Origin of the sequence: Burkholderia mycopellens, from assembly GCF_964265025.1 — a bacterium.
GTDB lineage: Bacteria > Pseudomonadota > Gammaproteobacteria > Burkholderiales > Burkholderiaceae > Burkholderia.
In genome coordinates this window covers 1,514,288-1,528,766 of sequence record NZ_OZ183802.1, presented here as the reverse complement: position 1 = coordinate 1,528,766, position 14,479 = coordinate 1,514,288, and the positions used below count along the sequence as shown (strand labels likewise).

Sequence of the window (14,479 nt, the reverse complement as noted above, 5' to 3'; positions counted from 1 at the left end):
CGTTTCTACATAAGAACAGGACCATCCACATGAAAGTACCGAACTACCGCTACCCACTGATTCTTTCAAGTCTAATTGCGGCTCTCGCGTTGGGTGGCTGCAAAGGCGACGTACTCGACTACCGCAACGTCCAATTCTCCAACGGTAAGGCCTATTCCGGCGACGCGAACAAACCATTCTCTGGGACGCTGACCAACGTACCGAGCGGCGTTATCCTGGACTCTCAATCAGGCTTCCGCAAAGTCGTCTCGAGTATTGAACGCGTCTTGCCAATGCTCACATACGATTACGTTCAGTCTGTCGGCATCGGCAACTTTCCGACCGATCCACGCATTCCGGTTCCGGTCTACTGCGATACACACGTGGCCGACGGGATTCTGGACGGTAAGACCGTCTGCAAAGCGGCGAACACGGACAATATACGGTTGGAAATGGCACTCAAGGAGGGGCGCCCCGACAGCGAGTTGACCGTTTACACACCAGACGGTGCGAGTCAAAAGCTCGCCACCATCGCGTTCAGGAACGGCGAACCGGATGGGCGACAGGAAATCTACAGCCCGACCACGCATCGACTGGTTCACGTCTCGAACTGGAGCAAGGGTGCCCCTGAAGGGCAAGAAGAAGGATTCGACGAAAAGACCGGAAATCGCATTCTGCTCGCGACGTATGTCAATGGACAGCTCAATGGCCCTTTCACGCGTTATGCGCCAGACGGCAAGCAGATCACCTACCGGGCAACATTCGTCAACGGCAAACCACAAGGTACCGAGGAAACCTACGATCCGACGACTGGCAAACTTACCGGTCGTGCTGAATATACAAATGGGCTGCTGAGCGGCAACGTCAAACGCTGGAATGCTGACGGCAAGCTTATCTACGAAAAGGATTATCAGAACGGGCAAGAATCGCCGCCGGTCCCCACAGTCACCGCGTGCCTCGACCGTCGATACACTGCCTTTCATAGCTCAGGCGACCCTCGCGAAAACGTCAATAGCGAACAACGAAACCAGTGGGAAGCCGAATGCAAGGAAGAATCCGTGGACCGCGCTGGCTCGACACAGCGATCTGAATCAACGGCGACGACTAGCTCATCGGACGACGAGATCTGTGTATCGATCTGGACTGCGGCCTTTCACCGTGAAAACGGCGACGACGCCGTCGTTACGGCAGATCAGCTTGGCGAATGGCGATCCTGGTGTAAAGACGGCAAGCGCCCGTCGTAGCCAGTCGTCAGCAACCAGCATATTAGGGATGCGCTTCTGGGCGCATCCCTTACCACTGCGCCGTTTTCTTTTTTTCTGGTTAGCGATCGCAACGTGTGTCGCATCATCAGCCGCCGCCATCATTACTGCAATCGAACATCAACATGAACGTAGGTATGCGCTAACTTCCATCGCTGGAACGACACCTATTCGATTTCAGCGCCAAGAATGGAGCACAAACAAGACTCGCCGATTCAGTGCGTCACGCTGGAGCAGCCCCCTGAAACACCGGACACAGTTACCCACTTACAATAACGGGTAGGCATACGACTGTGTTTTTGACTAACACCAAGCAAGAAGTGATGGAAGTGTTGACGGGGCCCGAGCGCCGGCGGCGGTGGTCGGTAGAGGAAAAAGTGGCGATGGTCAGGGAGACCCTCGAGCCGGGCAAGACGGTCTCGATGGTGGCTCGCCTGCACGGCGTGAATCCGAATCAGTTGTTTCATTGGCGCAAGCTCTACCACGACGGCAGTCTTTCAGCGGTGAGTGCCGGTGAGGAAGTTGTGCCTGCCTCGGAATTGGCCGACGCGCTCAAGCAAATCAAGGAGCTGCAACGGCTGCTGGGCAAGAAAACGATGGAGGCGGAAATCCTGCGCGAAGCTGTCGAATACGGTCGAGCAAAAAAATGGATTGCGCGCTCGCCATCGTTGCCGGGGGACGACCAGTGAAACAGGTCTGCGAAGTTCTCGGCGTAGCGCGCTCGAATGTGACGGCGAAGCTCGCCCGACCTGCCGATTGGCGTGACGGGCGCACGGTGAGGCACACCAACGACGCCAAGTTGGTCGAGGAAATCCGGCACATCATCGCCGACTTGCCGAGCTGGGGTTACCGGCGCGTCTGGGGCAGGCTGCGAAGCCTGCGGGAGAACCAAGGCGCGGCCCCCGTTAACGTCAAGCGGGTCTATCGCGTCATGCGCGTACACAGCTTGCTGGTCGAGCGCAGGACCATGCCGCCGCGCCCGCAGCGTCGGCATGACGGCAAGGTCGCCGTGGCGAAGAGCAATCAACGCTGGTGTTCTGACGGCTTCGAGTTTCGTTGCGACAACGGCGAACCGCTGCGCGTGACGTTTGCGTTGGACTGCTGCGACCGCGAAGCGATGAACTGGGCGGCGACGACCGGCGGCCACAGCGGGAACATCGTGCGTGACGTGATGCTCGCGGCCATCGAGCACCGCTTTGGCGACGCCTTGCAGGCGCCAGCGGAAATAGAATGGCTTACGGATAACGGCTCGGGCTACATTGCCGAGAAGACCCGCGCCTTCGCTGCCGACATCGGCCTGAAGCCATTGACGACGCCGGTGTGCAGCCCACAAAGTAACGGCATGGCGGAGAGCTTCGTGAAGACGATGAAACGCGACTACGTGACCTTCATGCCGAAGCCCGACGCGGCGACGGCCGTGCGCAATCTCGCCATCGCCTTTGAGCATTACAACGAGCAGCATCCACATAGCGCCTTGAAATATCGCTCTCCACGTGAGTTCAGGCGAACTATGGTCAGGGAGGGAGTCTGATGCAACCTGATGTGCTACTTCGCCTCCGGCTCAGAACCACGGCCGAAGGAGGACGAAATGGGCCGGTATTCGTAAATCCGGGTACGCACTTCGGTTGCCCCCTGGTCATCGAGGGTCGGCACTTCGATTGTCGCTGGTTGCTGGAAGGTCGACTTCTCGAACTTGGTCACGAACACGATGTACCGGTAAAGTTTCTGTCCTTCGCCCTGGTTGCCCCACTTCTGGCTGTCGGCAAGGAAATCCAGATGTGGGAGGGCAAGATCTTCGCGGATGGCGTCATTACGGACATCTGTCGAACACCTGATTCGCAATATTGACAAGTTTGTTCTAGCGCGTGTCCGGAGATACAGGGGCAACTCCACACGCTCGCAATCTGCCATACTCATCAACATCAGATTGTTTGGGAGTATGCATGGACATCAACTCGATCGTAGACTTCGTCCAACAGAGCCGCATTGCAACAATTGGGACTTTCTCTTTTTTCACGGCCCCGATTCTCGGGGCCGTGACGTGGCTCAAACTCCGACATGGTAGTCTAAGGTTAGCGCAAGGCCGCACCAAACGGTTATACGACATCATGAACCGCAGGAATGGTGGGTATACGACTTCCTCCGGTGCATTGCAGCTGGCGACAAAGGACATGCTCGGTGTCGAGCTATCAGGTGATGCCATTCGGTTTGCACTTATGCGCGATCACCCACTGACGGTCCTTCGCAGCATCAAGCAGGCGGGCCCCATCATAAAATTCCGAGCGGACGAGCAGTGCTTTGAGGATGCACGCCCAAATCCTAGGCTATCGTTCCAAAGCATCTTTCAGATCATGATGCTGCTGATCATCGTCCCCTATGTTGGGTTGGTACTGTTCGGCATTATCTGTAAACTCATCGATCCATTCGCGCTCGCTGCAATGTTCACGCTCGACCTGATCGCTGTGCCATTTTTGATTTTCGTTGCCTTACGAGCTGACGCCGCCGGCAGATTGCTCAAGGCCGACACAATCTATCCGCTGCCATACACTAAACAATCGGGCGCAAACCCTTCGCTCGCCGACTCCGCGCCGAAAACGCGAAGGCGTCGTGTGTCGAAGAACAATCAAGATGACGATGTGCAACAAGCAACTCCCCAAGCATTGTCGACCAATGTGTAACAACAGCACGCTCGACACCGACCTACTCATCATCTCGGGAGGAAACCTTGAAACGTGACTGGGATCTGCTGCGCAAGCAGCTTATCGACATTGAAGAAGAGCACGATGTACTCGCCGACATTCCTGCCAAGCCAAAATGGACGGATCAATCGGAACAAGAATTTGCCCACCAAGACGCAGAATACCGTGCCGCTGAATCACGGATTCTAGGGCACCTCGAACTGTTGATCGATAACGGCTACGTTGACGGACTCAAGGTAACGCGGGGCCTGAATGGCCATTTCATGGTGAGTCGATTCTCCCCGCGGCTGACGATGGCTGGTCACGATCTGCTCGACACGATGCGTTCTCAACCTGTCTGGGAAAAGATCAAAGCGACAGCCCAAACGAAAGGCATCGAATTGACGTTTGACGCCGTCAAGATGCTCGCAGGCTGGGCTCTCAAGCAGATCATCGGGACATAACGTGTCAGATCAAGATTAGGCTGGCCGGCCCGACTCGATAGAACGTTTGCCGAACTGACTGCCACGGTCCCGTTCCTGCTCCCCACCTCGCGCGAGGCAACTCCACCATCGAACCGCCGACCGCTACGAACGGCGCAGACAAATTCCAGAACGACAAGTCAAGGATCGCTCCTGTTGGTCGAAGAGCCAAGCCTGATTTTTTTCCGCTGCATCGGCTCTTCTAGCAGCCAGACCCGCGCATCGGCTGAAATCCGGTCCTTGCAACCGGGTTGGCGATCGCAGACAGGTCAACACTTTTCCTCTGGCGCCGGCTCGTCGCACCATGGTTCAATCGTGTTCTGCTTGGGTATGTCGCCCAGCGACCATACCAACACGAGGAACCTGAGCCGTGAGCACCACCAACCGTCCGCCGATCTGGCAACTCATCCGGGATGCCGTGGCCCCACTGGCCCGCGAGACCACCAACGCGGAAATCAAGCAGCTCCTGCTGCTTGCGTATCCGGATCTGAACGAGGCTACCATCGCCTGTCAGATAGCCATCTGCACGGTCAACCGGGTCAGCCGGGTCAACTATCCGGAGAACAAGAAGCCGCGCCTGGCGAACGGTCCATATGACTTCCTCTTTGCCACCAACCGCGGCAAGGTCACGTGGTACGACCCAGACAAGCACGGCATGTGGTCGATCGAGCAGACGTTGCCAACGTCGAACCGCCTAGCGGTGCGTCGCGTGGACGAAACCACCGAGGCGGTGATGGCCCCGCAGGACATCGACGCGGCAGAACCGTTGGACGACGGATTCGGCGGCGGTGCGTTCGCGCTCGAAAGCCACCTGCGTGACTACCTGGCGCACAACCCTCCCAGCACCACGACACACGGCCCCCTCAGCTTATTCGTTGACGCCGACGGAAGGGACGGCGTGGAGTTCCAGACCGACTGCGGCCCCGCGGATCTGGTATTCCGAGATCGTGACGGAAACTTCGTGGTCTTCGAGTTGAAACTGGGCCGGGGCCCCGATGCGGCGTTGGGCCAGGTGCAGCGTTACATGGGGTGGATCGAGCACCACGTGGCCGAGGGCAAGAATGTGTCCGGGGTGATCGTGGCGAACTCGATCAGCGACAAGCTCAAATACGCCGGCAAGGTCGCTCCGCGCGTGCAACTCATGGAATACCGCCTGAGCGTCGAGCTGGCACCGGTGGCGCTGAACGTGCCGGCGCCGGGAGATCGGGCATGATCGCGTGGTTGTCGCACGCCTCGACTTCGGTGGTATCGTTCGTCGGGCACCTCAACGAAGGCGAGCTGCGCTTACTGGGCGGCGCCGTGTCGGCCGTGACCGTGCTCATCTCGGTCTTCGCTATCACCCGCCCGTTACGCTACCAGAAAAGCGCGGCGCTGCTCGACCAAGCCGTGCGCGCGCTCGAACGCGCATACAACGCCCTGACCGTTAACGGAGCCCAGACGGCTCCTGTCCCGGCCGACCGGTTGAACTGGCTGACCGCCGCGCGCAACCTGGAAACCTACAAGGCACTAAAGCGCGAGATCGGCGTGAATGTCCACCGCCGGATCGCCGACGACCACGAGGAACATTGGCGCTACCTCTTCTACCTCGCGCTCCAAGGTGACGCGTACCACCAACCGACCTACTACCGGGAAGTAATCGCACCACGGGCACAGCGCCGCGACGGCATCGAGCCGCATTCTGCCGTCATCGTCCACGCGTTCGCGAAGTGGCCCAAGCATCGCCAGGACCCGATCGAGCGCGCGGATTTCGATCGAATCTTCGAGGAGACGGACCCGCGCAAGGGCAATGTCGGACTCAGGACGTTCCTGGACGCCTCTGAGAGCCGTGGCACCAGCCGCTTCCGCAACCTGCCGGACCCGTACCCCGAGCGGACCTGGTGGACGCGCCGCCTCCAAACATTCCGTCTGCGCAAACGCCTATGACCAGTTACCAAGGTGCCGCAGCTGCTGGCCCACCTTCCGCTCCACCTGGTTGCGATGCATGATCATCGTTTCAAGAGCGATTCGCATCAATCGCCGCAACTCCGTTTCTTCCGGCCTCGCACCGCCGCCAGCGTCACTAGCCCGTAGGCGGCACTCCAGCGCGGATACTCTTCGGCGCGCCCCCCGTGAGATGCTGTTTCTGATTAAAGAAGGTGCATTTACTCATGCGACAGATGGCTCGCAATGCGCCTCTCGTTTCGTTGGACGCATCCTCGCCACATCTCAGCAGAACCGCAGTGTACAGCGTGGGGAACCACTACTCTACAATCGGTCACGGCACCACGCACGCCTGACGGAAGGCTAAGCTTTTGATGTTCACCCGAAACTGGGGTGGTCGCCCGGTGCTCAGCGCTCCCACATGGGTTTGGCTGCGGTATTGGTGATCAACCCATGCAACGCCACCACCGCTTCGTGGATCTTCGCTGTGACCTCCCTAATATCGGCGACCCGCACGATCTCAACGTTGGTCTTGAAGGTGCCCCTAGCCGACATGTATGCGATGTGAACCTGGCCATCGTTGTCCAGAGAAAGCGCGTTGTGCGCGTATTTGTTGCGCCCCGCCTGGGCCGCCCGAACTTTCTTGATGACGATCTCGTAGCCCTTTAAGTGAGGTACCTGATCCACGAGCTGTCCGCACAGGGAGCTTACGATGTCCACCCGCTGCTGGAAGTTGCTGTGCGCTACCATCGCCAACGCGCGGATGTCGGTCGGAGACTCATAGCCGGCCAGTTTCGAGATTGCGATTGCAGCCGTCGACTCGAGGGAGCCCCACACGCTCACCATGCGCCCGAGTTCGAGCAGGTATTCATCGGGCACCGGCCAGTTGGGGTTGAACTCGCCGCGTTTGGATGTCTTCTGGGTGGTCATGACCGGTTAGCCTGGATCTTCGCTTCGATGGTTTTGAGAAAACGGACAAGGCCACCGATGTGGCTGACGATCAGTACGGCCTCGTCGTGATTCAGCATGGGGTTGTCGTGCGCCAGGCTTTGGTCGTTGCGCACGGCGTTCATCGCTTCCAGGTTGGATATGCTGGTCTTGAGGATTCGCTCGGTCATTTCGCTTTCGATGTGGCCGGCGCCGCGCAGGCACTTCACGTACTCACCCATCAGGCTGTGCAACGGTTTCTCGCGCGTAACGGCAATGCCGCGCCGCTCGCAGAGCGTGCGCAAGAACTTCATCATGAAGACGTGCACGCGGTCCAAAGCCGTAGCAGGCTCGTTCGCCTCGATCGCGGCCCGAATGTGCTTCGCCGCAGCGGCGAAATCCAACGCGTTGACGCTCGCCGTAAAGGCATCGGCCTCGGGGACCCGACTGCTGAGTTTCAGCCGGGCAACGATCGCTTCGACGGCAGCGCGCAGTTGCGAATCGTCCGGCAAGCATTGGAACTCCTCACCCCATTCGATCAACGCGGTGAGCGCCCGAGCCACTAGGTGGTCAGACTCCAGTTCCCAGAATGCGCGCATCCGCTTAGCCTTGGACGTGCCTTTGAACTGGTACTTCTCGTCGTAGATGTTGACGCCAACCTGCTCCTGGAAAAACTCGCCCATCGTTCGGTCGGAGAAGTTGAGCACGAACCCGCTGCCCATGGCGAGGAACGGTTCTAGGCAGCGACGATCGCGTGAGGTCAGGCTCGACATAGCAGTCACATAAAGAGGCGATAGGGATACGCATGCCCCGGAAGGTCGGGCACGTTGGCGATGGTCCGCGCGAGCCGTTGCGAATAGCGAATGGTCACCGGAACCGGGTCGTACAACGCATCGTTGTTCCAGTCCATTTTGGTCAGCGCGAGGGTTTCCAATGCAGCCACTTCCAGCGGACCGCTGCCCGCGTGCCGGATGATGTTGAGTGGGCGCGGGATGCTCTTGCTTCCCTGGAAAAACAAGGCCCCGCTGAGCGCTGCTGACGGGGCATTGCCCGACGCCCACAACAGCGCCGACCGGTCCGTTCGCGTGAGGACAGTTCCCCGTGGCACCGGCGCTCGATCAGGCACACTTCTGGGTCCACCCTTCTTCCCCTGCTTCAGCCACACGCCACGCCAAGTGGCACTGCTGCCGATCTCGATGCACTCCACCTCTGGGACCGTCAACAGGCCGTCGAAAACGCCCCGGAGTTCTTCGTCCTTGAACGACGTCGTTTTGTGGACAACGAGACGTCGCGGCAGCCGTCCACCATTACGCCCAAGGTAGAGGCTCAGGCTACGTGCCATGACCGCCCGCATGTCGCTTCGACTGAGAAATGGGTTACGCCTGGCTTCGCGCGGATCCGCCACCTGCTCCTTGGCCTCGAAAGCGACGAACTGCATGCCGCCCCCGTCCGCATCGAACACCTGCGAGCAGCATGTGACGAACTGCGCGAACTTGGGGTCGCCGCGCAACGCGTAGGCGAGACCAATATAGGCCGTGTCTTTTGGCACACCGGCCAGCGGCGCGAGCTTCCAAGGAATGCCACCCGCCTTGGTGAAGAGCGCGATGGCGAGGCGCCACGCCAACGACGCCTTGAGCCGAAATGTGAAAACACGATCGTTGATGACCTGTGTTGGGATGGCGTACCGGGCACCAAGGGCCTTCAACGCGTCATGCGCGTCGAATCCGTTGGCCGTGAATGCCGTAGCCCACGCATCGGGGAGATGCACCAAAACGACATCAAACTGGTCGTGCAACGCATCCAGACGCGCCATGGCTTCCGACATCGCCGAAAACAACCGCTCATGGGGCGCCCCAGTGCGCGCCAGGGCCATGAGATCGTCGGGCCACTTAATGTGCACGTCCTTCGGCCCCGCAACGAGCGGAACGCGAAACAGGTTTTCAAATCCGGGGAACGGCGGCACGTAGTTGCGCCGGTCGCTCGCTTCGTGGCCCGATCGGATGGTGTCCACCAGCCCTCGGAGCTTCGGCCACCCTGACGCAGGGGCGATCGTCGCGACGCGAAGCTTTGGCGTGTACCCCTCGAACGTCTTGCCGTTGTAGGCACCGAAACGCAAAAGGCCGCGCAGCGGGTTCTCGTCGAGGTCTGTGTCTTCGCTGTTAAACGTGAGGGCCGGCTCGTCCAGCAAGGAAAACGATGGCGCCTTCGAAAGGTTGTAGTCCATCGTTACTGGTTCCTTTGGAAGTACGCATGCTCGTGGCTCGGACGGCTCCACGCCGTGATGGGCGAAACCTTGAACACGGCGTCGATGCCCTCGTCCTGGGGAACTCCCGTCGTCAGCAGAACGCGGCTCCCATCGCCCGCCAGCGTATCGGCCCACGCGTCGATGATGGCCGACCAAACGTGGTTGTAGCGCTGAGCCCATCGCTCCCGCCGCCAGTCGATGGTGGGGTCGACGAAGCGCGGTCGCTCAAGGCTCGTCTCGGTGTCCGGGCGACCCTGTGTGGGTTCGGGATAAGGGACGTCGACGAACGTGGCCGGCTCGAACGTCAACCACCAGCGATCCGCAGCCCGTTCCAGGTGAAGCTCGACCCCTTCCTGGAACGGGTACCCCTGCGGGGTCTTCCCGTACAGCGCGCTCGAGTACGCGTTCCGCAGCCTAGCCTGCCGGGCCAGCCGCGCCTCGCGAGCTTCGGGCGTTTCCTTGTCTGAGTCACCTCGAACCATCACCGCATGACCACTGCGCCGCCAGCGCACCCTCAACGGACGATTTCTGCAGACGGCTCGCGTCAAGGCGTCGTAGAGCAGTCCGAGCGCCCAACTGTCGTCGGCGGGCGCCAGGTTGACCGTGCCGTCGAGCCGCCCGCCTGCTGGTCCGAAGGCACGAGCTAGCTCTTCGTCATTCCCGAACGCGGCTATTTCCTTTCCTCTGCTGGCGACGATCGCCCACACGTCGGCGTCCCTCAGCATCTGACGAGCATCCAGCGTGGTCACGCTCCGCTCCAGCGTGATGCGCCTCGCCACCCTCGGCATCTCCAGCACTGGGATGGCCGAACAACGAAGAATGGGGAAAGCGCGGTGCTCCTTGGTTGGCAATGGCACCGGTCTAACCACGCTGGGCGGAGCGAACGACCCGATGTGGGCGTCGAGCTGCTGTGGCCACGTCGAACCATCGGCGATGTCCGCCGCCAACTCGTCGAACGTCTGACACTCGACGACCGTCACCCGCACGCCTTTGGCCGCCGCGGCCTCGAGAAAGGCCTGGACGTCTGGCAACAATCCTTCGGCCGATCGGGCTACCCAATGGATCCCCGCGGGGTACGGCGTGGGCTGGACCAAGGCATCGTTCAGAGCCTTCATCACGGAAGCGTCGCGCCCGCTGTAGCCGATCACGACCAGACCATACCGCCCGCACGCACTGGTCAGGACCGTACGCATTTGCGCGTCCTGCTCGCGCAGCTCGTCGGTCGTGTTCTTCAGGCTGACCGACTGATAGTCGCCGTGGATCTTCGCCAAGAGCGCGCGGCTCTCGCCCAGGGCGTGCATCGCACGTTCCGCGTTGTCGATCCCGGACACCGACAAGTTAGCGCGCTCATCGGGAGCCACGAGCTGGTCGGTCACCGTTGCCGCGGTTTCCACCAGGCTGTCGAAGTTGGTCGTGAACACGCAAGGGACGCGACCGGTGGTGATCAACCCTGCAAGCACCCGGTGCGCGTAGGACGGCGTACCCTTTTGCACCGCCAGGCTGATGTAGTTTCGCCGGTCCTGCGGTGTCGGGTAGACCGCCTCAAATGCCGCAGCGTACTCCGTGGGATCGTTCGGCGGGGGGAGGACCGATCGTGACGCAAGGAACGCGTCGATGCGCTGAATCCAAAGCGGATCGTCAGCGTCAACCTCCTTGAGCTTGGCCCCGGACAGCTCGCAAAAGATCCGTTTTTTGAAGTCGGTGATCATCGCGTAGCCGGTGGGTATTCCGGCAGCGGCTGAGGCACCCGCCCCCAAAAACCATGCGTATTGCGTAGGGCGAAGGCAAAACATTGTGGCGAACTGCGACCCCGAAACCGTTTGAATGCTCAAAACCGCTCCCGTCTATCGTCGTTTTGGGCGCCACCGCAGCGCCCGGGATTCTCCCGCCCTCACGCTACGACACGCATTGCGAGGCTGCCAAGCAGTGTCGTCAGCCCACCCTATGTCCAACGATTGTAATCAAAAGCCCCGGCTCCACGACAGGAGCACCTGATGGCCGCGCTGGATGCCGTGAACGACCGCTTCGGACCCGGGGGCCCTGCGGGTGGGGAACGTCGAGGATCGCCAGGCCTGGCATATGAGCTAGAACGCGAAGACCCCGAGCTAAACCACCGAGTGGGGGTGAGTGCCCACAGCGCGGTGAGCAAGCGCGTTCTCCGCACGCTAAACTCACGTCTTGCCCACTGCCGTCTGCTGCCATGCCCAGTCCAATCGAAACATTCCTCCCCGTGCCTGAAGGTTTTCAAGCGTTTGAAAAGATCGTGTGCGCCTGCGCGAATCTGCGCTGGGACACAAAAGATTTCCGCCTGCACGCTCGTGCCGGGCAACAGCAGATTGGCGTCGATGTCTACGGGCGGGACAAGGACGACCGCTTCATCGCGTACCAATGCAAGAACATGCCCGACGGAATCACGATGGAGATCATCCTCGACGAGATCCAGAAAGCGGAAGCGTTCGAGCCGGCGATCAAGCATTACCGCATCGCCACGTCGGCGAAAAAGAATGGCCCCGTCGAGCGCCAGGTTCTGTTGCTCTCGGACGAACGCAAGGAACAGCGGAAGTTCACCGTCGAGGTGCTGTTCTGGGCTGATTTGCAAGACCTACTGTGCAACAGCCCAGACGCGCTGCGCAAGCATTACGGGGGTTTCGGGTTGGATGCGTTGGGTGGCCCCGACGCACGACTGGTCAAGGATCGGGCGCGCTTCGACGAGCTGCAGGCGGCGTTGCCCCACACGACCGTCTTGCAGTTCGCCGAGCATGATTTTCGGCACCCGTTCCCGTACAAATCGGTGACCGTCCTGCACACGTTCCTGCACGGTTGGCGCACGATCGCCACCGCGTTCTACGACGAGACGCTGCGTGAAGCGTTTAGCGGACTGTACAACGCGTGCGACACGTTGTCGGAGGAGCTGGGCGATCGCACATCGCTGTACGGCAAGGCGGCCGATCGGATATGGGTCGTGCATGAACAGTTTCGGGATCGTCCGAACGCTGACGACCTGGCCGATGCGGCCGAACTCGACAAACTCGCAGCGCAGTTTGCACGGGTGTACGAGGACTATCTGACCTTGTGCCGAACGACCCTGTATTCCTGATATAGTGGTGGCAGGCTGTCGTCGCCTGCCGCACGCGCCCTTCGGGGCATGACGAAGACGATGTGTCGCCGCACCTACCCCATTCCATGGTCCTTGTTTTCGATGGGCGGTCCGCAAAGCGTGCACCGGATTTGCCGTCCAGGAGAAAGCAATGGATACGCAGCAGTTGAAGCTGCTGGCCGGGCTCGTCCGCGGCCTTTTGCAGCCCACGCACCCTTCCCTTGGTCATGGCCAGGCGCTCGATCTGATCGCAGCGCTGCCCGGGCTTCGTAACTGGCCCGAGGTGATGGCGTTCCCCGAACGCGTCGCCGCCGCCGAGCTGGATACCACCTCGATCGGTCGCCTGGCGTTCCGCCTGAAGAAGCGCTACGCGGTCGACATGTCGCCCCAGGAGTTGCTCGTCGTCCTGTCTCCGCCCGGCGCGGTCGTCGCCCGCAGGGCCCCGCAGATCTGGCCGGCAGGTCCCGTTCCCGGCGTCTACATCGCGACCGCCCAGAAGGCGATCGACGCCCTGCTGGAGGTGTACGAGGACGCCACCGACGGCGCGCTGCTCTACGCCGAACGCGCCGGCAATGGTTGTCCCAGCGCCATCGACCTGGGTGAATACGGCCTCTGGTCGTCCGGCCTGGATCGTGTGCCCAGCGGCACGTTGCTGGTGGTCGGCCCTCTCGAACTCGACCAGCAATCCTGGGACGAAACCGCGAGCCGTCTGGAAACGGCTTGCAAGTATGCGCTGGACTCAGGGCACCGTGTCGCAGTGCTGCTCGACTCCCCGACGCCCGAGATGCTCCACCAGGACGTCCGGCTCATGGTCACGTCTAGGGATGGGCACGTGGACGAAGAAACGGCGCTGATCGGCATCGTCACCGACGAAGGCGAGTTGCAATCGCGCGTGCCGTTCTCCGAAGCATGGCCGACGTTAGAACCGGTCACGCCGGCGGGAACCGCCGACGCTTTGCCGACGCCGCTCATGGGACCTTTGCGTGATGCGCTCGCTGAACGTGCGAACGGCTTATTGCTGTTCGGGTCCGCCGTCATCGCCGAACATTCCGCGATGGACCTCGTGGCGGCCTCGTTGGCGCTGACCGCGCACGCCGGCCCGGCCGCCCGCATCATGGCGCGCCACCGCTCGACGCCATCGAAGGACTGGGACGTGCCAGAAGCGATCCGGCAACTGCCCTTCTTGCCGTCGATCGAAAGCGCCTATGCCCAAGGCTATCGCCGCCTTATCTACCATCCCAGCTACACCGAGCCCGAACTCTTGTTGAAGTACAGTGAGGACGCGTTGCTCATTTGTGGCACGTTTGGTGCCGACGTCATGAACGTGTTCATGAGCACGATGCGCGCAGGCGGTGGGACGGACAAGGAAGCGGATCTGCTGACTCGCGTCGTCGCCATTGCTGCGACCGTGCCCATCCCATCCAACGATGGGATCAAGGTGATCGCCGACCTCTACGTAACAACACGCACGCCGATCGAGAGCATGGTCACGTTCGAGCAGGTCGAACAGTTCCTGAAAGACAACCTCCTAACACGTTGGAAGGATGGGCTGGCTGGTCTCCTGGAGTCGGGCATCGTCGCGCCCGTAGACGTTAAGAAGGCATTCCCACGAAACGACGGCATCAAGGCCTTCGTTGACGAGTACGTCAAAAGAAAAAAGTCTCGCGCAACAGCGTAAGCGCACAAGCGCCCGGTTTCGCGCATGGTGCCGGGCGCAACGTTTCGCGCACATCCGATCGGGGGAACGCCATGGACGTGGCCTGGTTTCTAAACCGCTGCCTGGATTCCATTCGGCAGCTTTACGCCCGGTCATCGGTTCCGTACCTGCGCCTTCTACTTGTAATGCCATCGCTTGGCCCGGTCTTGCCTCGCGAGATCACGTCAGGTCC

At 60.7% G+C, this 14,479-nt stretch carries 13 protein-coding genes; 9 read left to right on the top strand and 4 right to left on the bottom strand.

The window, feature by feature from the left end:
- Positions 1-29 precede the first annotated feature (29 nt).
- From ACPTTC_RS07145 to ACPTTC_RS07115, 7 genes are all read left to right on the top strand, one after another.
- Positions 30-1,223 (top strand): toxin-antitoxin system YwqK family antitoxin, encoded by a 1,194-nt coding sequence (locus ACPTTC_RS07145; RefSeq protein ID WP_423391995.1) that lies wholly within the window; start codon positions 30-32, stop codon positions 1,221-1,223.
- 341 nt (positions 1,224-1,564) lie between these two features.
- Positions 1,565-2,772, top strand: a protein-coding gene (locus tag ACPTTC_RS07140) for an IS3 family transposase (RefSeq protein ID WP_423393325.1) whose coding sequence is annotated in 2 segments (ribosomal slippage) — positions 1,565-1,880 and positions 1,880-2,772 — 1,209 coding nt in all. Because the reading frame shifts where the segments join, the coding sequence is not laid out codon by codon here.
- Positions 2,772-3,089: a hypothetical protein gene (locus tag ACPTTC_RS07135; RefSeq protein ID WP_423391994.1), complete on the top strand. Its 318-nt coding sequence runs from the start codon at positions 2,772-2,774 to the stop codon at positions 3,087-3,089. The genes ACPTTC_RS07140 and ACPTTC_RS07135 overlap by 1 nt, the downstream gene beginning before the upstream one ends.
- A 95-nt stretch (positions 3,090-3,184) precedes the next feature.
- Positions 3,185-3,919, top strand: a complete 735-nt coding sequence (locus ACPTTC_RS07130) for a hypothetical protein (RefSeq protein WP_423391993.1) — start codon at positions 3,185-3,187, stop codon at positions 3,917-3,919.
- Between the two features lie 47 nt (positions 3,920-3,966).
- A complete protein-coding gene (locus ACPTTC_RS07125) occupies positions 3,967-4,383 on the top strand; it encodes a DUF2513 domain-containing protein (RefSeq protein WP_423391992.1) in 417 nt (138 codons plus the stop codon).
- 388 nt (positions 4,384-4,771) lie between these two features.
- On the top strand, positions 4,772-5,614 hold the full coding sequence (locus ACPTTC_RS07120; protein ID WP_423391991.1) for an endonuclease NucS domain-containing protein: 843 nt from the start codon (positions 4,772-4,774) through the stop codon (positions 5,612-5,614).
- Entirely contained in the window at positions 5,611-6,324 is a 714-nt protein-coding gene (locus tag ACPTTC_RS07115) for a hypothetical protein (RefSeq protein WP_423391990.1), read from the top strand. Before ACPTTC_RS07120 ends, ACPTTC_RS07115 begins: the two co-directional genes overlap by 4 nt.
- Positions 6,325-6,729: 405 nt before the next feature.
- Here ACPTTC_RS07115 and ACPTTC_RS07110 read toward each other — a convergent pair whose 3' ends face one another.
- The 4 genes from ACPTTC_RS07110 to ACPTTC_RS07095 are packed head-to-tail and all read right to left on the bottom strand — an operon-like array spanning position 6,730 to position 11,202.
- A complete protein-coding gene (locus tag ACPTTC_RS07110; protein ID WP_423391989.1) occupies positions 6,730-7,251 on the bottom strand; it encodes a hypothetical protein in 522 nt (173 codons plus the stop codon).
- Positions 7,248-8,021: an abortive infection family protein gene (locus tag ACPTTC_RS07105; protein ID WP_423391988.1), complete on the bottom strand. Its 774-nt coding sequence runs from the start codon at positions 8,019-8,021 to the stop codon at positions 7,248-7,250. The genes ACPTTC_RS07110 and ACPTTC_RS07105 overlap by 4 nt, the downstream gene beginning before the upstream one ends.
- A gap of 5 nt (positions 8,022-8,026) precedes the next feature.
- The gene (locus ACPTTC_RS07100; RefSeq protein WP_423391987.1) at positions 8,027-9,472 is read right to left on the bottom strand and encodes an argonaute/piwi family protein; all 1,446 of its coding nucleotides are present in this window, start codon (positions 9,470-9,472) and stop codon (positions 8,027-8,029) included.
- 2 nt (positions 9,473-9,474) lie between these two features.
- Positions 9,475-11,202, bottom strand: a complete 1,728-nt coding sequence (locus ACPTTC_RS07095; protein WP_423391986.1) for an SIR2 family protein — start codon at positions 11,200-11,202, stop codon at positions 9,475-9,477.
- 521 nt (positions 11,203-11,723) lie between these two features.
- Here ACPTTC_RS07095 and ACPTTC_RS07090 point away from each other — a divergent pair.
- Entirely contained in the window at positions 11,724-12,590 is an 867-nt protein-coding gene (locus ACPTTC_RS07090; RefSeq protein WP_423391985.1) for a hypothetical protein, read from the top strand.
- A gap of 151 nt (positions 12,591-12,741) precedes the next feature.
- Positions 12,742-14,268, top strand: coding sequence for a hypothetical protein (locus tag ACPTTC_RS07085; protein ID WP_423391984.1), 1,527 nt, complete (start codon positions 12,742-12,744; stop codon positions 14,266-14,268).
- Positions 14,269-14,479: the final 211 nt, after the last annotated feature.